Origin of the sequence: Bacillus infantis, from assembly GCF_020171945.1 — a bacterium.
GTDB classification, from domain to species: domain Bacteria; phylum Bacillota; class Bacilli; order Bacillales; family Cytobacillaceae; genus Bacillus_AB; species Bacillus_AB infantis_A.
On sequence record NZ_JAIVAP010000006.1, the window covers coordinates 115,380 to 134,614 of the forward strand.

The window sequence follows — 19,235 nt, forward strand, 5'->3', positions numbered from 1 at the left end:
TCTCCTCACTATTATTTTGCAATCATTTCCCAGGAAACCTAGCACTTTAGTACCTGCTGTATCACCCGGTTTGTCAGGTTAGGGACAATCTCAAGTGAATATTTCATTTCCATGCGCTCCAGTTTCTTGTGTGCATCCAGCCCGTATGGCCCTATATTGATGACAGGCACATTCATTTCGCGGATATCACTGTATTCCACATAATGCTTTGTTCCCCATCCAGGGTTATTGTCAGATACAGCACTGATACCAGCTTCATCATCGCTGAGTGCGATAAAACTCATGTCCGATATATAAGGGAAAAAGTTCTTTGCGATGATTGGGTGAGGATAGGAAGGCTGGATTTCTTCCACCGCCTGATCCAAAGCTTCAATAAGCCTTCTTTCATCCTCCGTCTGTCCGGAAAGCTCAATTCTCGGCGAGTATAAAGAAGAGTAGAAAAGAATCATCGCCGGGCTCTTATCCTTCATCCACTTCCATGCTTCTTCCACGACTCGAGCTGCATACATTCTTGTATCTAAAGTGTTATCAAGGAGCAATTCTTCTTTAAAGCCGTCCATATGGTCAGTATAGGCTTGCCCATGCTCATCCACCAGCATCCTGTGCATCTCCTCATATGTGTAGACGCGCGGCTGCCAGGGCAGCTCGGCATATGGTTCGCCGCTCATTTCGGCAAATTGCCGGTTCCGCTGTTCAAAGGAAGAGAGGGCGCTATTGAAGGCGATATAGGCTTGCTCCTTCAGCTTCTCCAATACTTCCTTTGGTGACCATGAATGAATGAAGAAATTATAGTAGACATAAGCACTCAGTGCCGTCTGGACTGTATAGGAAGGCTTGAGGTCGGTCTGCTTCAGAGATACCGGGGGAACTGTTGTTTCCCCAAGCGCTTCATTGCTCAGTTCCGGATTATAGCTGATCTGCCTTGTCAGTTCAGCAGCAAGGAAATTCGGATCCAGACCTTCAAAGCAGGAGCCAACATGTGTTTCAGCGCCTGTTATGAAGAAGGAGGGGAGGAGCTTCCCAACCGTTCCTTTGTAGATATACCGGTTTGTATCTCCCTCAAATCGGGGGGAGACAAAGTCAGCATTAATGGCTGCAGCATAATGGAACTTATGCTCATCCTTCCATTTCTTCAAGGTCTTCAAAGCAGACAGGACTCCATGTGAACCGTCCTCTTCATCACATTCTGCAAGGAAGACGAGATTTCCTTCTAATTCTTCCGGATGCTCAGAATAGTACTTTAAAAGATAGAGATGGCTTGCAAGCCCGCTCTTCATATCAAGCACACCTCTGCCAAACATCCAGTCGCCGGATTCAAGCTGTTCCTTTGCTCCGGAAGGGAGTTCTTCATTCCTGAACAGGTCTGCAAGCTGATCCGGGTCGCATGCTGCATCACGGAGCTGATTGAAATCATCGATACCGACAGTATCCATATGTCCCATCAGAATGACTGTGCGGCTGTTTTTTCTTTTAGTTCCTTTCACAAAAGCCAGTACATTATACCGTTCCAATTCATCATCTATTGTCTGCTCTATAACGAGCTGTCCACTGTTCTCCGCAAAATAGGGGAACGAGGATAAGAGTGTATATAAAGAATGGGCGATCACCTTCTCGCCATTTGTATTTACTATGCTTTCGATATTGACCAGCTGTTTCGTAATGGCCAAAGTTTCTTCGCGGCAATTAAGCATCTTCATCAAGCTCTCCTTTTATCTAGTAAACTGTTAATGTATTAAAATTATCCTATTTTTGGAACGGTCGTCAAGGGGACTGTTTTTTAACTGTTTAAAGTTCCTGGAAGGGGAGGAGAGCAATAGATTTTTAAGAAGAAAAAAGGAGTTAAATAGGTTGAAAACAAATTTGTTTACTTGTTTGCGTATATGTTTGCAAATGAAAACAATAATGTGAACTTGCAAACAAATTGTATACATAATGTTTATAAAAATGTTTACAAGTTTACAAAGTTGTTTAAATACTGATTTGACAACGTTTTTTGAAAAAGAGATAAAGTTTGCGTAATGTTTACAATCTAACATTTATATTACTTTATATGAAACTCATTGAATATTTTCCAAATATTAATTAAGCTTAAGATAATTGCTTGTACGATAAGCAAGGTACAATGTGAAAGGAATGGTAGATTTGAAAAACCCGAGAATAGCAGCAGTAGACGTAGGCAATGATTCGCTTAAAGCCTTATTCGGAAAATTGGATTATGAATTGAATATACCGAATGTCATTGCGAGGGATGTTGCGGACAGACCGGTAATCGGCATAGAAGAATTAGACAGCAAAGAACCTTTGGACGGGATTCATGTTAAAGTTCATTCCCCAGCATTAAAAGACAATAATGCAATCTATCGTGTAGGAACACTGGCAACTAAAAGCGACAATGCTTCCGAGCTTGATCCCGGCAGCAGTAAATCCGAGGAAGACCAGACGCTTGTCATGCTTTTCGTTTCACTTGCCCTTGATGCGGTAAGGGAAGAAAATGCTGGTTTGTTCCCGAAAAATAACAATATTATCGATACTAATTACATCCTGGGCACAGGGCTCCCTCTCCGTGAAGTGAAGGAAGGGAAAGATGCGGGCTACCGTTCGAAGCTGCTTGGGTCAGTGCACCAGGTGGAATTCCTGGTCACGCCTAAATACCAGGGCATCAAAGTCAATCTGAAATTCAGCGATGTAAAGGTTTATCCAGAAGGATTCGCGGCATTCATCAATCTTGTGATGGATAATGACCTGAACATTATTAATAAGGAACTGATCGACAAGCGTATCCTAATCCAGGATATCGGGGGCCTATCCACAGATATCGCTGTCATCAAGAACCGTACGGTTGATGATGACAAGGCACAGGGCTTTAACCTGGGCGTATCGGAATCACTGGAAATGATCCGTGAGGAAATCAGATCCAAGCATGGCGTTGAGCTGGACAGCCGCCGCGATGTGGTGGAGATCATCACCAAGAAAAATGACCGCAACCATATCATGGTCAAAGGAAGCAGGACAAGCGTCCATGACATCACTGACCGCATTCTGTTCGACCTTGCCAAAAAGCAATACCGCCTGCTCCGCAATGTCTGGCAGAAAAATTCGCAGACAGAGATCTGCTACTTCGTCGGCGGGGGATCTGCTGTATTGAAGGAATATATCAAATCACTGAACAACAGCCTTGATGGATATAATATCGACTTCTTCGAGGATGAAAAAGAGAGTATCTGGATGATGGCAAATGCTTATTACAAGCTGGTTGCCGACCATTTGAAGAGAACATCCAAGCCGGACAAGCAGGATGAGAAGAAGCCAGTAAAAGCATAAAATAAGGTGGTAACATGACAAAATCTTCATCCAAGGGGATCGAAAGAGGCCAGACGATTGCGTTTCGTGTACCTTCTGATACCCCGGAATACTTAGTTAAACAGCTGCAAAAGCTTAAAGAGGCTGAAAAAAGGAATTTTTCCAGCAGGATTGCCGACTATGTCATGCAGGGTGTCAGCCAATCAGTCAAACAGGAACAGGAAACCGTTACAATTCCGCTGCCGAAGGCGCTCAGCAAGATGCAGCGCGACTGGCTCAAGCACGAGCACTCTGAAGCCCTTCTCGGCAGCATCATCTACCAGCTGATCACAGATCCGGTACGGTCCGCTGCGCTGCTTGCCAGCCTGAACAGCAAATCGACCGATATTGATGAAGCCCTTTATCTGCAGGAACAGAAGGAAAGGGAAGTGGAGCCGGTCTATCAGGCGGATGTTCCTCCTCCCTCCCCTCCAGTGCAGGAAGAAGAGGAAGCAATACCTGCGTTCACAGATGGTGCTGATGACGATCTGGATGATATTGATTGGTCAAGTGTACAAATAGACCGTTCGGCTGAAAACGAGGACCAGGAAGAAGAAAGCATGGAAGACCTTCTTGGCGATTTTCTTGCTCATATGAACAAATAGGATGAAGAAAGAGACAGGCGCACTAACTGGCCTGTCTCTTTTTTTGTTTTTTTTTTCTATACGACGCTAGTGCCAAGAGCAGAAGTTGATTTTGTCTAATTAACCAATTCACCTGCCCAGTCATTCAAATCTTCTTTGCTCATTTCTCCTTCGTACACTCTGGCAATTTTTCCTGAAGAATCTATAAAGAAGCTGGACGGGATTTTATAATCAGCCAAAATAGCATTTCCGTGAGTTAATAGAACCCTAATGAGGGTAAATTACCTGTAAATACCTAAAAGGCGCAAGGAGGCCATAGAATGACATACGATTGCATCATCATCGGCGGAGGGATTGCGGGCCTGCAGGCTGCGATTCAATTGGGAAGGTATAAACACAAGGTGCTGGTTGTGGACTCAAACCATGGACGGTCGACCATCTGCAAAAGCTATCATAATATCCTTGGGTATCCTGATGGGGTTAGCGGCCAGGAGCTCAGGGACATCGGGCGGTCTCATGCAGTAAAGCTTGGAGTGGAATTTAAGCTGGGAAAAGCAGAGAAGGCGGAGAAAGAGGGAAGCGGGTTTAAAATTACCCTTGAGGACGGCGGACAGCTGGAGTCCAAAAGGCTGCTGTTATCAACGGGGGTAATGGACAGGATCCCGGAATTCCCGAACCTTTATCCAACGCTCGGCGTCAGTGTGTATGTATGTCCGGACTGCGACGGCTATGAGGTGAAAGATAAAAGGACGATTGTGATCGGCTCTGGCAATCCTGGGGCCAATATGGCTGTAACGCTTTCCTACTGGACAGACGAATTAGTTTTTATCAATCATGAGAAAAAGGAAGTCAGCCCGGAGCTGATGGGGAAATTGCGCGAACTGAATATTGAATATATGGAAGAACCAATCGCGGAAGCCATAGCTGACGGGGCGAACATCCAGGGATTTCTGCTTGAAAATGGGCAGAAGGTTATGGGGGAACGGGGCTTTACGGCTTTTGGGGGAAATGAAGTCAAGTCAGACCTGGCAAAGCAGCTTGGGGTGGAAAGGCTTGAAAACAAGCATATAAACGTAAATCCTCGTTCCAAGATGACCAATGTCAAGAACGTATGGGCGGCGGGAGATGTAGTTGCTCATTCAGAACAAGTGACCATTGCGATGGGAGACGGATCCCAGGCAGCGATTTGGATCCATAAGTCCATTCTGGCGGAAGAAAAGTAAATAATGAATAAAGAAACCCCTGCTATGCAAAAGGCGGGGGTCTCTTTATGATTGTGTGTTCATTATAATGAACAACCCTGCCGCCGCTGTACTTCCTGGGTGGACACTATACATACAATGCCGGCTTCATGCATAGATTGTATAATCACGTCTATTTTTGCATCCGGTATACCCGGTATCCCAGTCGCTCGGCATAGATGGCCAGCAGCTTTTGGTGCTCAATCAGTATATGCTCGTATTTAGGATTGACAAGGTGCGGGTTAGCGATTTCCGGCTGCTGATCCCACGGTGAGTTGATGATTTCAGTATAAATGGAATTGGCCGCTACCGTCCTTGGGGACCGGAAACCTACTGATGTATAAGTCTGCAGCCATTCTCCCTCTGTCAGCAGGCGCTTGATGCTGTAGACACTCTGAATTTGGTTTTTCTCCTGGGGATTCAATGGCTCCTCAGCCGTCATTTCGAGGTCAAGGAATATACCGCCTGGTTTGAGAACCCGTTTAATTTCTTTCAAAGATTGTTCAATGCTGGTAAAAATAATGACAGATTCGGCGATAATATAGTCAAAGCTATTATCAGCAAAAGATAGATTTTCGATATTTTCCCTAAGGGCATTGACTGCCAGGCCTTCCTGGGCAAATCTTTTCTTTGCCTGGCCAATCATCAGTGGATGGCGGTCGATCGCTGTTACCTGGCATTTGAAGGATTTGGCTATGAAGGCAGCTGTCTGCCCTGTGCCGCAGCCTGCATCCAGCACCTTTTCCTTGCCTGAGAGCTGTTCCATTCCCAAAACTCTTTTCGTCAAAGCCAAACCGCCCGGGTGAGCGCCGCCCATTCCGAAAAAAGCAAGGGCATCCTGATATGATGGCTTCATGTTTCCGGTATCCCTCCTGTTCCGTTCTGTCTGTGCCCTACAGTATATGGATAAAAAGGGTGCAAAGTCACAAAAATAATGGTAAGATAATGTTTCATTACAGAGTTAATGGGGTAAAGGATTTGTTTCCCTTTCTTTCGCTGTGATGGATTATTAGCTTATTTGCAAAGAAAGGTGTAAGAATGGCGAATAAAAGGCTTGAACTAATCGTTGATGAGCTTCTTGAAAAAGCAGGAAGCACGGCCGTTGTCGTTTTGGAGGATTATTTCGGGGGAAACCGTTTTGCCGGTGGAAAATACAGCATGGGGACCCATACCATTACATTATATATCGAGGAAATTAAAAAGCAGTGTCAGCAGATTTTTTCCTCGCTTGACCATTTTGAAGATTATTTTGCAGTCGTTTGCGCACATGAAATCGGCCATGCCGAAGACCGGGAGCTCGGGGAGCTTGCAGACCGTTTTGACCTTGCAGCCACCTCGCAGGAAAGAAACCAGCTTGCTCTCCGTATTGAAGAAAACGCTTGGGAATTTGCAGAAAAACTATTGGGGCATATTAATATCGCTTTTGTAAAAACCATCATATATCATTCGCTTCAGCCCTATATGGAGCTGCTTGAGGCAGAAGCCGCTGAAGCTGTGTAGACCGGCGCATCCATGAGGATGGCCGGTTTTTTGCTGGATTTGCCTTATAGTGATTCTTAAACGCACATTGTCAAAGGGTCATATTTTCCTATCCTTGCGCTTCACTTTCGTATTGATTAAATTCTATGTAAGCGTTACACTACATATAGATGTATGCAGTTTTTTTTTTGCTCATTAATGCAAACGTTTGCGCATACAAACATTAATTACTTGAGGGTGTTCATATGAAAAAAATCTGGTGGAAAGAAGCAGTAGGCTATCAAATATATCCCCGCAGCTTTCAGGATTCAAATGGAGACGGAATCGGCGATCTTCAGGGAATCATTGAAAGGCTTGATTATGTAAAGGATCTTGGCATCGATGTGATCTGGATTTGTCCTGTCTATAAATCGCCGAATGATGACAACGGCTATGATATCTCCGATTATCAGGACATCATGGAGGATTTCGGAACGATGGCCGATTTCGACAGGCTGCTCGAAGAGGTCCATCAGCGGGGCATGAAGCTGATCATTGATCTGGTCCTCAATCATACGAGTGATGAGCATCCATGGTTCATAGAATCACGTTCTTCCGAAACCTCGCCAAAGCGGGACTGGTACATTTGGCGGGACGGCAAACAGGATGCTGAACCGAATAACTGGGAAAGTATTTTCGGAGGCTCTGCATGGGAATGGGATGAATTGACTCAGCAATATTTCCTCCATGTATTCTCAAGAAGGCAGCCGGACTTAAACTGGGAGAACAGCGATGTCCGCGAGGCGCTTTATGATGTTGTGAACTGGTGGCTTGAAAAAGGAATCGACGGTTTCAGGATCGATGCCATCAGCCATATCAAGAAACGCCCCGGCATGCCTGACCTGCCGAATCCGGAAAATAAGAAATATGTTTCTTCCTTTGATATGCATATGAACCAGGAAGGCATCCATGAGTTCCTTCAGGAGTTCAAGGAAAAGACGTATGCCAACTATGACAGCATGTCCGTCGGCGAAGCAAACGGCGTCACCGTGGACGAAGCAGACTTATGGGTAGGCTCTGAAAACGGAAAGATGGATATGATCTTCCAATTTGAGCACCTTGGTCTGTGGGATGCGGAAACAAATCCTGAGCTGGATATCGTTGAGCTGAAAAAAGTGCTGACCCGCTGGCAGAAGGGCCTTGAAAAAGATGGCTGGAATGCATTATTCATTGAAAACCATGATAAGCCGCGTGTTGTTTCAACATGGGGCAATGACCAGGAGTTCTGGCGGGAAAGCGCGACCTCAATGGCTGCGATGTATTTCCTGATGCAGGGGACGCCTTTCATCTACCAGGGCCAGGAGATCGGGATGACGAATGTCCAGTTCCCTTCCATTGATGATTATGACGATGTGGCCGTAAAGAATCTTTACAAGCTTAAAACAGAAGAAGGCAAGAGCCACCAGGAAATCATGGAGATCATCTGGGCTTCATCCCGCGACAACAGCCGGACACCGATGCAGTGGAACAGCACAGCCAATGCCGGCTTCAGCAGCGGCAGCCCTTGGATGAAAGTGAACAGCAATTACACAGACATCAATGTTGAAAAGCAGGAAAAAGATGAAAAGTCCATCCTGTCTTTCTATAAAAAAATGATCACTTTGAAAAAGGCCAATGAAGTCTTTACCTATGGACAATATGACCTGCTGCTTGAAGATGACAAGCAGATCTATGCCTATACACGCACATCAGAAGACGATCAGGTCATCGTCATCACCAATCTGTCCGCAAAAGAAGCCATTTTTACAAGCGATTTCGCCTTAAAACCGGAAAACCTGCTCCTGAACAACTATCCGGCAGCAGAAGCGGAAGGGAAAAGCGTTACCCTGAAGCCTTACGAAGCGCGGGTATACCGTATTGGGTGACAGGCACCTATACCACCTATAGACCAGTTCAAGAAGAACCCCTCCTGAAACGGGAAGGGTTTTTCTGTTTCATAGGTGCCTGGAACCCGTTGGAAATGCTACTATAAAGGAAAAACGCTGCAGGAGGGAAAAGCAATGGCCCAGGGTAAAACGAATGCAATGAGGCTGCTGGATGCAGCAAAGATGGAGTACAGTTCTTTGGCCTATGACAGCAAGGACGGCAAAATTGACGGAGTATCGGTTGCCGGAAAAATCGGCAGGGATCCGGAATTGGTTTATAAAACACTGGTCGCCCAGGCTGGCAAGAATGTCTATGTTTTCATTATTCCGGTTGGTGCAGAGCTCGATCTCAAAAAAGCTGCCAAAGCAGCAGGCGAGAAAAAGGTGGAAATGGTGCCAGTGAAGGATATTCAGAAGCTCACAGGCTATATCCGCGGCGGCTGCTCGCCTGTCGGCATGAAAAAGCTGTACCCCACCTTTATTGATTCACAGGGGGAGCAGCTTGAAAGCATTATCGTCAGCGGCGGGAAGATCGGCCTCCAGATTGAACTTCCGCCTGAAGGGTTGAAGGAATTGATTAAAGCCGAATGGCAGGAACTTGTAAAAGAATAGCAGCACCTAAAGGCCCCTGCAGCGCATGGGGCTATTTATTTTGTCCTCAAAAAAAGTACATCCACTAGCAGCAAATTTCTGTACATAGGCGTTCACCCATACGGCCGTCCCAGCATACAGTAAAGGGGTAGGACCATTCAGCAATCAACTGAAAAAGGATGTGTGAATGTGGCTGGAAAAATTATCGACTATTTTGCAGGCGGCAATACTGCAAGAGGATTCCACAGCTTATATGAATCCAATCTTCAGGATTTATCGCGTTTATTTATACTTAAGGGCGGACCTGGCACCGGGAAATCGACACTCATGAAAGGAATAGGCTCTAAATGGCTTGATAAAGGCTATAACATCGAGCTCATCCACAGTCCATCGGACAATGACTCTGTCAGCGGGGTGATCATCCCAGCTCTAAAGGTCGGAATTGTAGACGGCACTGCGCCGCAGGTCATTGAACCGAAAGCGCCTGGTGCCATAGAGGAATATGTCAATCTTGGGGAAGCTTGGGACTCTGCCCAGCTGGCCAGCCAGAAAGGGAAGATACTCAGGCTCAACAGCAAGATCAATGCCTGCTATAAACAGGCTTACAGCACATTTGCAGAAGCATTGAAAATTCATGATGACTGGGAGAAATTCTATATTGACAGCATGGATTTTGAAAAGGCGAACCAGCTTACATCAAAACTGATACAAGTTTTTTACGGCAAAATGACTTTAAATAAAATCTCATCTGTAAAGCATCGGTTCTTAGGTGCTGCCACGCCAAAGGGCGCGGTCGACTGCATTCCGAATCTGACGCTTGATATTCATAAGCGATACTTCATCAAGGGCCGTCCAGGCTCAGGCAAATCGACGCTACTGAAGAAGCTGGCCGCCGAAGCTGAAAAGCGCGGCTTTGACATCGAGGTGTATCATTGCGGATTTGATCCCAACAGCCTTGATATGCTGATTATCCGTGAGCTGGGCCTGGCGATTTTCGACAGTACGGCTCCCCATGAATATTTCCCGAGCAGGGATGGGGATGAAATCATTGATATGTATGAACAGCTGATCACACCTGGCACCGATGAAATTTTTGCTGATGAAATCAAAGAAATTGCCTCCAAATATAAAGCGAAGATGACAGAGTCAACAGGCTATCTGGCAGACGCCAAGCGGCTGAATGATGAATTGGAGAAGATTTATTCAGAAGCCATGGATTATTCAATTGTGGACAGCATCCGTGACAAGATTGAGGAGAAGATTCTCCGCATTGAAACACCCCATCCAATCTATGCCGATTAACTGAAAGCAGAAAGGGGAACGACCCATGAATTATTATCCTTACCAAGGCCAGTATTATCCTCACCCTCAGGCAGATCTGCTGCCGCAGCATTCAAGATTTAGTGTATTTCCAGGGGGCGGGGGCCAGCCCGGCTTTCCTTTCCAGCCCGGTTTTCCAGGCCAGCCTGGCTTCCCGGGAGGCGGAGGGCAGCCCGGGTTCCCAGGTGGAGGAGGGCAGCCTGGATTCCCAGGCGGAGGAGAAGGTCAGGGCCAGGCGGGAGGACCGCCCAGCAGCCCGCCGCCATCCTTCACCCCTGAACTCCAGACACAGGCTGCCTCTGTCTTTGCCGTCGATCCTGGCGCCATCAGAGGCTGCTTATACCGCTTCACCTATTTATGGCTGAATAATGGCAGAAGCTTCTGGTTCTATCCGACATTCGTCGGCAGGACTTCTGTAGCCGGCTGGAGGTGGAGAAGGTTCCGCTGGGAGTATTACGGCACAGATACCAGCCGGATCCGCTCCTTCCGCTGCACCTGATAAGAAATGTGCAAGCGCCTTGGTCACCCTAAAGGAACGCAGACTAAGAACGCCACGTCCTGTGGCAACGTCTGCATGACCAGCTTCCTGAGGGCCTCAAGAAAATCCTGGCAAAAAGGCGTCCTTTGCCTATCTATATGGCAGGATCGGCTTGTGACCTAGAGGGGGCAGGCGCAGCTGCAAGACAGTATTCAAAGTTAAAAGATATACTTTCTTATCAAATAAAAGAGACCCCTTCAGCCATCCTGAAGAGGTCTTCTCTTCGTTAAAAAATAAGATGTGCTGCCAGCACGATGACCGGCAGGGTAATGATCGTCCGTTCCAGGAAAATGATGATCAGGTCTTTCAGGGAGACAGGGATCTTGCTTCCAAGCAGGAGTCCGCCGACTTCTGACATATAAATCAGCTGTGTCACTGATGTACAGGCGACGATAAAGCGGGTCATCTCGCTCTCAATTCCGCTTCCGATGACAGATGGCAGGAACATATCCGCAAAGCCGACGACGAGTGTCTCTGAGGCTGCTTTCGCCTCAGGCACCTGCATAAGCTCCAGGAGAGGTATGAACGGCATGCCTGCAATCTTAAAGATTGGCGTGAATTCCGCCACAATCAGCGCCAATGTCCCGAGCGCCATGACGATCGGCGCGACACCCATCCACATATCGAGGATGTTTTTCGCACCCTGCTCAAAGAATTGCTTGATGCCGCGGTTTGTTGCCGCTTTGGCTGTTGCCTGGGCCACACCCCAGCTGAGCGGTGTGTAGCCTTCCGGAATGGTTTCATCAAGCTGGGGAGCATCCTCTGTAACATAGGTGTCAGGCTTGGTTGACAACGGCGGGATTCTCGGACAGATAAGGGCTGCCACAATCCCGGCTGTGAGGACGGTCAGATAAAAAGGAACAAAATAGCTTCCTAAATCCACCTGGGAAATAACAACAAGGCTGAAGGTGATCGAGACAACAGAGAAGGTTGTGCCGATGACGGCCGCTTCCCTTTTTGTATAAAAGCCTTCCTCGTACTGCTTGCTCGTCAAAAGGACACCGATCGTGCCGTCGCCGAGCCAGGATGCCGCACAGTCAACCGAAGAGCGTCCCGGCAGCCTGAACAAGGGCCTCATCACCTTCGTCAGGAGGGAGCCGAAAAGCTCGAGCAGCCCGAAGTTCAGAAGCAGCGGCAGGAATAATCCTGCAAATAGAAACACTGAAAATAGAACAGGGAGCAGATCAAAAAGAAGCAGCCCTCCTGTATTCTCAGACCATACCCATTCCGGGCCGATCTGGTAGAAAGTCATCAATGCAAAGATGGCGCCGATCACTCTTGCGGCAAACCAGATGGCCGGTACATCGAACAGAGCAGTGAAAAACGCGCTTCTGCGAATGAAGGCGGGCTTTACAAGCTTGGCAAGCAGTGTGCCGGCAAGCGTCAATACAATGATCACGGTCATGATGGCCGGCAGATAGGCTGCCAGAAGGTCCTGGACAAGGCCGGATAAAATGGCGATGGGAATGGTCACTTCGCCTTTATAAGAAATAGGAAGCATAAATAAGCTGATACCGATCAATGAAGGAATGAGGAAGAGCATAAAACTTTTTCCTGATGCTTTTTTCCTCGCTGCAGATTCTATCAAAACATTCACCCTTAATACAATTTATATTTATAAGACAAAGGTTATTTTAATTCATCCTGTATGAATTGCCAACCCACTTCTCTTAAATTCCACGGATTCCCTTGTTTTTAAACCTATTTCCCAAAGAATATATTTATAAAAAAAGAGACTGACCTGAAAAGTCAGCCTCCTGTGGCAGCAGAGCGGTCTGATAGCTGCTGCTCTGCGAGCTCCCTGTATAAAGAATGTTTTTCATACAGTTCCTTGTGTGTGCCTGTCCCGGTAATGCTTCCATTTTCCAGTACGGCAATCTGATCGGCATCCACTACAGTGGAGAGCCGGTGGGCAATTACAAGGGTGGTGCGGCCCTCCATCAGATGCTCCAGCGCTTTCTGGACAAGATGCTCTGATGTGCTGTCGAGATTGGATGTGGCTTCATCAAGCAGCAGGATGCGGGGATTGCGGATCAGCGCCCGGGCAATGGCAATCCTCTGCCTTTGGCCGCCGGAAAGCTTGATGCCGCGCTCACCGACCTGTGTGTTGAAACCATCAGGCAGGGCATTGATGAATTCCGAAGCATTGGCGAGCCCGGCAGCTCTTTCAATTTCCTCATCAGGCACCTCCCGCTCCATTCCATAGGCAATATTATCGCGGATGGTGCCTGACATGATCGGGCTTTCCTGGGAAACATAGCCGATGGATGACCGCCATGAATGAAGGCGGAAGGAGCTGATGTCCTGATCCCCAAGAAGGATCCGGCCTGTCTGCGGCAGGTAGAAGCGCTCCAGCAGGGCGAACAGGGTGGTCTTTCCGCCTCCGCTCGGGCCGACGATTGCTGTCGTCTTTCCGGCAGGTACAGTCAGTGATGCCCCGCCAAGGATCTCCTTCTCTTTGTAGGCGAAGCTCACCTTCTCAAAAGTGATATCCTGGCTGGGGTTGTCTACAGCCTCCGTGCCTTTATCCACTTCTTTTTCGGTGTTAAATATATGCTGGATCCTTTCTGTTGCCCCGACAGCCTTCTGGAAGGCTGTAAAGAAGGATGCCATCTGGCTGAAAGGGACGACAATCTGGAACATATAAATGATGATTGCGACGAGCGAGCCGGCCGACAGGGCGCCAGAAGCAACGCGGACGCCCCCATAACCGATCAGGATGACAAGCACAAACATCATGATGAAAGTCATGAAGGGGGAAATGACTGCCTGAATTTTCGCTTCCCTCAGCCCGAATTGGAATAAATGGCGTATTCCTTTGTCACCGCTCTCCTGCTCTGCTTTTTCAGCATGATAAGCTTTAACGAGGCGGATATCGGCAAGGACCCGCCCGAGATTGCCGGAAAAACTGGCCATTTCATCCTGGGTTGCCCTTGAAATCTTATACATCTTCTGCCCGAGCGGCATGATCATAGCAATGGCCAGCGGTACGGCAATGATCATCACAAGAGTCATCTTCCAGTCGATCAGGAGAAGGATGATTACGGAGCCGATGATGGAAATGATACCGGTCAGGAATGAAATTAAATGCTGTGTAATGAGGTTTTTCACAATATTTGTATCCTGAGTGACCCGGCTCATCGTTTCGCCCGACTGCTGCTGGTCAAAGAAAGGGACCGGCAGATGGAGAACCTGCCCCCAAAGCTTTCTCCTGATGGATGCTACAACTGCTTCCCCGATATAGCTGAGGAAATAGTAGGAAAAGCCGGAGGAGACAGTCTGGATAAGGAAGGCACCTGCCAGAAGCAGTATGACGCTCATCTCCAAAGATGATGCGGCCAGCTGGTCGACCATTGACTTGGTGAACAGGGGGACGATCAGCCCGGCACCGGTTTCCAGGATGCTGAGAATAATGGCCGACAGCAGGATCCAGCGCGGCGGCTTGGAATCCTTCAGCAGGCTCCAGAAAGCTTTCCAGCTTCCTTTCTTGATTGCAGGCTCCTCATTTTTCTTCATCAACATTCATTCCTTTCTGCTCCAGATACAGACCGAGTGCGGCTGCAAGCCATTCTTCCTCTTCAGGGGAGAAGGGGATATGGAAAAGGCCGCCGTCATCATGATCGCCGAAATCCACGGAACTGAGTTCTTTCAGAAGCGAAGGGTCATTTCCTGAGATTTCATCGACTATCTCCATCATTGCCTTAATCAAAGCCAGAACTTCCCCGCTGGCAGGGTCTGAACCTGCAAGCTCCTTCAAGCCCATGGATATGGAAGCCCATCTGCTTTCATATTCCCGCTGTTTCTCCTCAGGAATGGCGTAAATGGAATTTACTCTTTCTTCCGGGAGGATGCTCTTCAGCCATTCTTTCTGCTCGTCCTCCCGGTGGATGGTGTTGATGAGTGAAATGAAGACGCCTGCATCCACCTCGCCTTGATCCTCCATCACATAGAGGGCCCGGTCCAAAGCCCGGATGACCCCTTCGACTTCTTCCTTCTTCCGGATCATCTCTGCTCTTTGGAAGGCAAGGGAATCCTTTAGGCTCCATTTTTCATTCTGGAGCATCCCTTTGATCTGCTCGAGAGAATAGCCGATGTATTTTAGTGTCACAATCCGCTGGAGCACGGTGAAATCAGGGTCGGAATAGTAGCGGCGCCCTGAGTCTGTTATTTCGGTTGGCACGAGGAGGCCGATTTCATCATAATAATGGAGTGTCCTGATCGTGGTGCCGGTTTTTTTTGAAAATTGACCGATTGAGTATTTGCCAGCCATCTCTTCATCTCCCCTATTCTATCTGTCTATATCATAAAACCTCACGCAGCGTGAGATGCAAGCTGTTTTTATAAAAATTGCTTAAGTCTATTATAGCCAAGCCGCTGCCCCGCCCATAAGCAGGAAGCGGCCGCATGAAAAAAACCCGCCGGAGCGGGTTTTCGGAAGTCTTATAGAAACAGCATCCCCAGCGATATAATGACACCGCTTACAAATAAAGCAAGCGCGCAATAGCCCATGATATCCTTCGCCTTCAGCCCTGCAATGGCAAGGGCGGGAAGTGCCCAGAATGGCTGGATCAGATTAGTCCAGGCATCGCCCCAGGCGACTGCCATGGCCGTTTTCGGTATTGAAACACCGAGCGTTTGTGCCGCCTCAAGCATGACCGGCGCCTGTACAGCCCATTGGCCGCCTCCTGACGGAACAAAGAAATTGACCAGGCCGGCGGAAAGGAAGGCGAAGAATGGAAAGGTGAAGTCATTGGAAATGGACACGAATGCCTCTGACATCACAGCCGCAAGCCCGGAAGTCGTCATCATTCCCATGATCCCCGCATAGAACGGGAACTGGATGATGATGCCGCTGGCTCCTTTCACGGCATTGACCGCGGCGTTCAGGAATTGCTTTGGAGTCCCATGGAACAGGATGCCCAGGAACAGGAACAGGAAGTTAACGATATCAAGATTGAGTTTAAAGCCGTTTGTGGCAAAATAATAGAATAAGAATACAAGTCCAAAAAGACCGATCAGCATGGAAAGAATTTTGCTGTTCTCAAGCCGGTCTGCCGGTGTAAGGGCAGCCTGTTCAATGGCAGCGGCCGGCTGGTCCTCCTCAAGCAGGGCAGGATCGACTGCGACGGTATCCTCCCTGGACGGCATCATCATCCTGTTAACAATCGGCATAATGACGAAAATGCCTATGATAATAGCAATATTGAAAACAGCAAAAATGGTCTGGTCTGTCGGGATGATGCCGATCAGGTCCTCTGAGAAATGCCCGGCGGTTGCAATTGTGAGCGGAATAGAACCGGAAATGCCTCCATGCCAGACGATAAAGCCGGTGTATGCGCTTGCAATCAGAAGCCGGTAGTCTACATTCTTGACCTTTTTAGCCAGTTCTTTGGCAAAAAGGGCTCCGATGACGAGGCCGAAGCCCCAGTTGATCAGGCTTGCCAGCATCGAAATGATGGTGACAAGGATGATGGCCTGACCCGGTGATTTGGCCAGGCCGGCCAGTGAGCCAAGCCCTTTCTTAAAAATCCGGCTGCTTGCCAGCACATGGCCGGTCACCAGCACGAGCACCATCTGCATCGAGAAGGTCAGAAGCCCCCAGAACCCGCCTCCCCAGAATTGGACCATCTGGTACGGGCTGCTGTCTGTAAAGATGATCCCCAGACCGAAAACGGCGAAGGTCAGGATCACGACAAACAGGAATGGATCCGGCAGATAGCGCTGCATGATCCGGTTAAAAAGTGAAACGACAGCTTTCATATAAATTCCCCCTTTAAAAAAACAATACCTATATAGTTTCTGTAATATTCTAATTTTTCCTTCTTTTGCTCCTTAATCTTCTTTTTTCACAAAGGAGGCAGATTGCGAATACACTGGATAGTCATATGCCTATGAACAGGAGTGGTGAGCATGTATCCAGTCTATCCTTATTACGGAAAAAAAGAGGAATGCAAAGAAAAGCCGCTGTCTTTCCCGCCGCAGCATCAGGATGTACAGCCCGGCCTGGAATATAAGATGGTGCCAAGACCGATTTCGGAGGACCCGGACTATCGGGGTTCAGGAAAACTGAAAGGGAAGGTGGCCATCATCACCGGCGGCGACAGCGGGATTGGCCGTGCGGCGGCCTATGCGTTTGTAAAGGAAGGCGCCAAAGTCGTCATTGTCTACCTGAATGAGCATCAGGATGCCCGGGAAACACAGGAAAGGATCCGGGAGCTTGGCGGGGAAAGTCTTTTTATCGCCGGCGATATGAGGAGGGAAAACTTTTCCCAGGAAATTGTCGAACAATCGCTTCGCCAATTCGGCAGGATTGATATCCTCGTCAATAACCACGGCGTCCAATTTGTACAGAAAAGCATTCTCGATATCACAAGGGAACAGCTCTTCGACACCTTTGAAACCAATATTTTCGCATTTTTTTACTTAACAAAGGCCGTTCTTCCCCATATGAAGGCAGGGGGCTCCATCATTAATACAGCATCTGTTACGGCCTACGAAGGCCATAAAGACCTGATTGATTATTCCTCGACAAAAGGCGCGATTGTAACCTTTACAAGGTCCTTATCATTGTCGCTTGAGAAAAAGGGAATACGGGTGAATGCCATAGCTCCCGGCCCTATCTGGACACCGCTCATCCCGGCCAGCTTCTCAGCAAAGAAGGTATCAGAATTCGGCACGGATACGCCGATGAAAAGGGCCGGCCAGCCGTTTGAGCTGGCGCCTGGCTATGTTTACCTTGCCTCCGATGATTCCCGCTATATGAGCGGGCAGGTGCTGCACATCAACGGCGGGACGATGGTTAGTTCATAAGAAAAGCTGCCGGGCTGGCTGGCCCGGTTTTTATATGGATAAATCTTGCTGAAACACCGGGAACCTTATATTATTTTAATAGTCTGACAAAGAAGAGGAGAACATTTATGAATATAACTTTAGCCGGGGCAGAGGCTTCAAAAAAGGAAATAGTCCGGAACCTGTACAGCTTCTACCTGCATGACCTGTCTCAATATTCACCCTCCCTTATTCCGAATGGACAAGGTACATTTGAGTTTGACTCGTTCGATGCAATTTGGGATACACCGGGCATTTCGGTTCTTCTCATTAAACACGGGGAAGAGATTGCCGGCTTCCTGCTGTTTTTGGAAAAACCATTCCTGAAAATGGCCGATTACTGCATCAATGATATGTTCCTTTTCCATCCCTACAGGGGAAAAGGGATTGCGGAGGAGGCCCTCGATATATTGTTTCAGAAGCATAAAGGGACTTACTATGTTGAGCAGCTTGCAGAAAACAAGAGGGCGGTAAGCTTCTGGAAGAAGGTATTCAGCACGAATGGGTTTCCTTATGAGGAAATGGAAAAAACAGAGGACGGGGAGCTGTGCCTTGGCCAGTTTTTCACAGTTGGAAAATAAACCGGGAAGGTTTGGGCCGGCTTCCTGAAGAATACACTATTAGAGAACTCTTTCATGCAGCTGAATAAAATAAATGTGATTAGCCGTATCTTTTCTTCCTCCCTGATCCGTTTAAGGGGCAGAGATGTGTAAAAGGAGTGAGCAGCGATGGTGATGAAGCAGGAAAAGGCAGACCGGGTACAGGGATTGGCGGAGAAGGCGGATGAGATGTATCCCGCCCTTCAGCGCTATAGCCGATTCCTGGCGCAGAACAGCTGGGATGGAGACGACCTGGCCCAGGAGGCTTTCCTCCGTGCCGCCAGCAGCTATGAGCCTGAGCGGGTCAGTCAGGCACTTTTGAAGAAAATTGCCTATAACTGCTGGGTCGATGTGACGCGCAAACGGAAAAAGGAGCAGCTGGAGGAGGCGCCGGAGCCCATCCGGAAAGAAGAGAAGCAATACGTCAGCATTGAAGCTGTCGATAAGCTGATGGAATGCCTGACATTGAAGCAGGCAGTCATTTATGCTCTTAAGGAGGGGTTTCAATATACCTCAAAGGAAATCGCCGGACTGTTGCAGACAACCGAATTTGCCGTAAAGTCAGCCTTAAGCCGGGCGCGCAGGCAGCTGCAGACAGATGCTGACACAGGCAGCCCTGACACCGGGAGCGAAGAAGCTGCTGCTGTTGCCAGGCTGCTGGCCAGGTCCCTCCAGGAAGAAGATCCAGGCTGTCTTCTAAAGGCGCTCCCCATGCTGCCGTCCCTGAAAAGCCTTTCTGTCCACGCTGAGCCAAATCCCTGCCAGCATAGGCAGACTCCTCCGCAATGCACACTCTCTATCGCGGCGTAGAC

18 protein-coding genes are annotated in these 19,235 nt (G+C 48.2%); 11 read left to right on the forward strand and 7 right to left on the reverse strand.

Translation table 11 applies throughout. The features are described from left to right. Positions 1-38 precede the first annotated feature (38 nt). A complete protein-coding gene (locus tag LCM00_RS11660) occupies positions 39-1,691 on the reverse strand; it encodes a M20/M25/M40 family metallo-hydrolase (protein ID WP_224902264.1) in 1,653 nt (550 codons plus the stop codon). 451 nt (positions 1,692-2,142) lie between these two features. Here LCM00_RS11660 and LCM00_RS11665 point away from each other — a divergent pair, with 451 nt between their 5' ends. After that, a complete protein-coding gene (locus LCM00_RS11665) occupies positions 2,143-3,321 on the forward strand; it encodes a ParM/StbA family protein (RefSeq protein WP_087944255.1) in 1,179 nt (392 codons plus the stop codon). Between the two features lie 14 nt (positions 3,322-3,335). After that, the gene (locus LCM00_RS11670) at positions 3,336-3,944 is read left to right on the forward strand and encodes a hypothetical protein (protein ID WP_224901876.1); all 609 of its coding nucleotides are present in this window, start codon (positions 3,336-3,338) and stop codon (positions 3,942-3,944) included. Positions 3,945-4,039: 95 nt separating this feature from the next. Here LCM00_RS11670 and LCM00_RS24645 read toward each other — a convergent pair whose 3' ends face one another. Beyond that, complete coding sequence (locus tag LCM00_RS24645; RefSeq protein WP_263623336.1) at positions 4,040-4,162, reverse strand: thioredoxin domain-containing protein; 123 nt, start codon at positions 4,160-4,162, stop codon at positions 4,040-4,042. Positions 4,163-4,243: 81 nt separating this feature from the next. Between LCM00_RS24645 and LCM00_RS11675 the strand changes: the two genes are divergently transcribed. Beyond that, the gene (locus tag LCM00_RS11675; RefSeq protein ID WP_224901879.1) at positions 4,244-5,146 is read left to right on the forward strand and encodes an NAD(P)/FAD-dependent oxidoreductase; all 903 of its coding nucleotides are present in this window, start codon (positions 4,244-4,246) and stop codon (positions 5,144-5,146) included. Positions 5,147-5,297: 151 nt separating this feature from the next. Here LCM00_RS11675 and LCM00_RS11680 read toward each other — a convergent pair whose 3' ends face one another. Further along, the gene (locus LCM00_RS11680; protein ID WP_224901882.1) at positions 5,298-6,020 is read right to left on the reverse strand and encodes a class I SAM-dependent methyltransferase; all 723 of its coding nucleotides are present in this window, start codon (positions 6,018-6,020) and stop codon (positions 5,298-5,300) included. Between the two features lie 182 nt (positions 6,021-6,202). On the opposite strand from LCM00_RS11680, the gene LCM00_RS11685 reads away from it, so the two are divergent. The 5 genes from LCM00_RS11685 to LCM00_RS11705 all read left to right on the forward strand — a co-directional run bounded on the left by LCM00_RS11685 (position 6,203) and on the right by LCM00_RS11705 (position 10,957). Beyond that, positions 6,203-6,664, forward strand: coding sequence for a hypothetical protein (locus tag LCM00_RS11685; protein ID WP_224901885.1), 462 nt, complete (start codon positions 6,203-6,205; stop codon positions 6,662-6,664). Positions 6,665-6,888: 224 nt separating this feature from the next. After that, entirely contained in the window at positions 6,889-8,547 is a 1,659-nt protein-coding gene (locus LCM00_RS11690) for a glycoside hydrolase family 13 protein (RefSeq protein ID WP_224901888.1), read from the forward strand. A gap of 135 nt (positions 8,548-8,682) precedes the next feature. After that, positions 8,683-9,159 (forward strand): Cys-tRNA(Pro) deacylase, encoded by a 477-nt coding sequence (gene ybaK / locus LCM00_RS11695; RefSeq protein WP_224901891.1) that lies wholly within the window; start codon positions 8,683-8,685, stop codon positions 9,157-9,159. A 168-nt stretch (positions 9,160-9,327) separates the two neighbouring features. Next, positions 9,328-10,440 carry a PRK06851 family protein gene (locus LCM00_RS11700; protein WP_224901894.1) on the forward strand — a complete coding sequence of 371 codons (1,113 nt, stop codon included), beginning with the start codon at positions 9,328-9,330 and terminating at the stop codon, positions 10,438-10,440. Positions 10,441-10,465: 25 nt separating this feature from the next. Beyond that, positions 10,466-10,957, forward strand: a complete 492-nt coding sequence (locus LCM00_RS11705; RefSeq protein ID WP_224901897.1) for a hypothetical protein — start codon at positions 10,466-10,468, stop codon at positions 10,955-10,957. Between the two features lie 265 nt (positions 10,958-11,222). On the opposite strand, the gene LCM00_RS11710 is transcribed toward LCM00_RS11705, so the two are convergent. The 4 genes from LCM00_RS11710 to LCM00_RS11725 form a co-directional block, all read right to left on the reverse strand. Next, positions 11,223-12,539, reverse strand: a complete 1,317-nt coding sequence (locus LCM00_RS11710) for a YjiH family protein (RefSeq protein ID WP_224902268.1) — start codon at positions 12,537-12,539, stop codon at positions 11,223-11,225. 206 nt (positions 12,540-12,745) lie between these two features. Further along, positions 12,746-14,512, reverse strand: coding sequence for an ABC transporter ATP-binding protein (locus tag LCM00_RS11715; RefSeq protein WP_224901900.1), 1,767 nt, complete (start codon positions 14,510-14,512; stop codon positions 12,746-12,748). Further along, positions 14,499-15,266: a MerR family transcriptional regulator gene (locus LCM00_RS11720; protein ID WP_224901903.1), complete on the reverse strand. Its 768-nt coding sequence runs from the start codon at positions 15,264-15,266 to the stop codon at positions 14,499-14,501. The genes LCM00_RS11715 and LCM00_RS11720 overlap by 14 nt, the downstream gene beginning before the upstream one ends. A gap of 170 nt (positions 15,267-15,436) precedes the next feature. Next, on the reverse strand, positions 15,437-16,756 hold the full coding sequence (locus LCM00_RS11725; RefSeq protein WP_224901907.1) for a short-chain fatty acid transporter: 1,320 nt from the start codon (positions 16,754-16,756) through the stop codon (positions 15,437-15,439). A 150-nt stretch (positions 16,757-16,906) separates the two neighbouring features. On the opposite strand from LCM00_RS11725, the gene LCM00_RS11730 reads away from it, so the two are divergent. From LCM00_RS11730 to LCM00_RS11740, 3 genes are all read left to right on the forward strand, one after another. After that, positions 16,907-17,806: an SDR family oxidoreductase gene (locus LCM00_RS11730; protein ID WP_224901910.1), complete on the forward strand. Its 900-nt coding sequence runs from the start codon at positions 16,907-16,909 to the stop codon at positions 17,804-17,806. A gap of 107 nt (positions 17,807-17,913) precedes the next feature. Continuing rightward, a complete protein-coding gene (locus LCM00_RS11735) occupies positions 17,914-18,405 on the forward strand; it encodes a GNAT family N-acetyltransferase (RefSeq protein ID WP_224901913.1) in 492 nt (163 codons plus the stop codon). A 147-nt stretch (positions 18,406-18,552) separates the two neighbouring features. Further along, positions 18,553-19,233, forward strand: coding sequence for a sigma-70 family RNA polymerase sigma factor (locus tag LCM00_RS11740; RefSeq protein ID WP_224901917.1), 681 nt, complete (start codon positions 18,553-18,555; stop codon positions 19,231-19,233). Positions 19,234-19,235 lie beyond the last annotated feature (2 nt).

What these genes read in the sequence shown, in the direction of transcription:
- LCM00_RS11730 (WP_224901910.1), top strand. Translation starts at nt 16,907, where the DNA reads ATGTATCCAGTCTATCCTTATTACGGAAAAAAAGAGGAATGCAAAGAA.
- LCM00_RS11685 (WP_224901885.1), top strand. Translation starts at nt 6,203, where the DNA reads ATGGCGAATAAAAGGCTTGAACTAATCGTTGATGAGCTTCTTGAAAAA.
- LCM00_RS11690 (WP_224901888.1), top strand. Translation starts at nt 6,889, where the DNA reads ATGAAAAAAATCTGGTGGAAAGAAGCAGTAGGCTATCAAATATATCCC.
- LCM00_RS11725 (WP_224901907.1), bottom strand. Translation starts at nt 16,756, where the DNA reads ATGAAAGCTGTCGTTTCACTTTTTAACCGGATCATGCAGCGCTATCTG.
- LCM00_RS11735 (WP_224901913.1), top strand. Translation starts at nt 17,914, where the DNA reads ATGAATATAACTTTAGCCGGGGCAGAGGCTTCAAAAAAGGAAATAGTC.
- ybaK (WP_224901891.1), top strand. Translation starts at nt 8,683, where the DNA reads ATGGCCCAGGGTAAAACGAATGCAATGAGGCTGCTGGATGCAGCAAAG.
- LCM00_RS11680 (WP_224901882.1), bottom strand. Translation starts at nt 6,020, where the DNA reads ATGAAGCCATCATATCAGGATGCCCTTGCTTTTTTCGGAATGGGCGGC.
- LCM00_RS11660 (WP_224902264.1), bottom strand. Translation starts at nt 1,691, where the DNA reads ATGCTTAATTGCCGCGAAGAAACTTTGGCCATTACGAAACAGCTGGTC.
- LCM00_RS11715 (WP_224901900.1), bottom strand. Translation starts at nt 14,512, where the DNA reads ATGAAGAAAAATGAGGAGCCTGCAATCAAGAAAGGAAGCTGGAAAGCT.
- LCM00_RS11705 (WP_224901897.1), top strand. Translation starts at nt 10,466, where the DNA reads ATGAATTATTATCCTTACCAAGGCCAGTATTATCCTCACCCTCAGGCA.
- LCM00_RS11720 (WP_224901903.1), bottom strand. Translation starts at nt 15,266, where the DNA reads ATGGCTGGCAAATACTCAATCGGTCAATTTTCAAAAAAAACCGGCACC.
- LCM00_RS11740 (WP_224901917.1), top strand. Translation starts at nt 18,553, where the DNA reads ATGGTGATGAAGCAGGAAAAGGCAGACCGGGTACAGGGATTGGCGGAG.
- LCM00_RS11675 (WP_224901879.1), top strand. Translation starts at nt 4,244, where the DNA reads ATGACATACGATTGCATCATCATCGGCGGAGGGATTGCGGGCCTGCAG.
- LCM00_RS11710 (WP_224902268.1), bottom strand. Translation starts at nt 12,539, where the DNA reads ATGCTCTTCCTCATTCCTTCATTGATCGGTATCAGCTTATTTATGCTT.
- LCM00_RS11670 (WP_224901876.1), top strand. Translation starts at nt 3,336, where the DNA reads ATGACAAAATCTTCATCCAAGGGGATCGAAAGAGGCCAGACGATTGCG.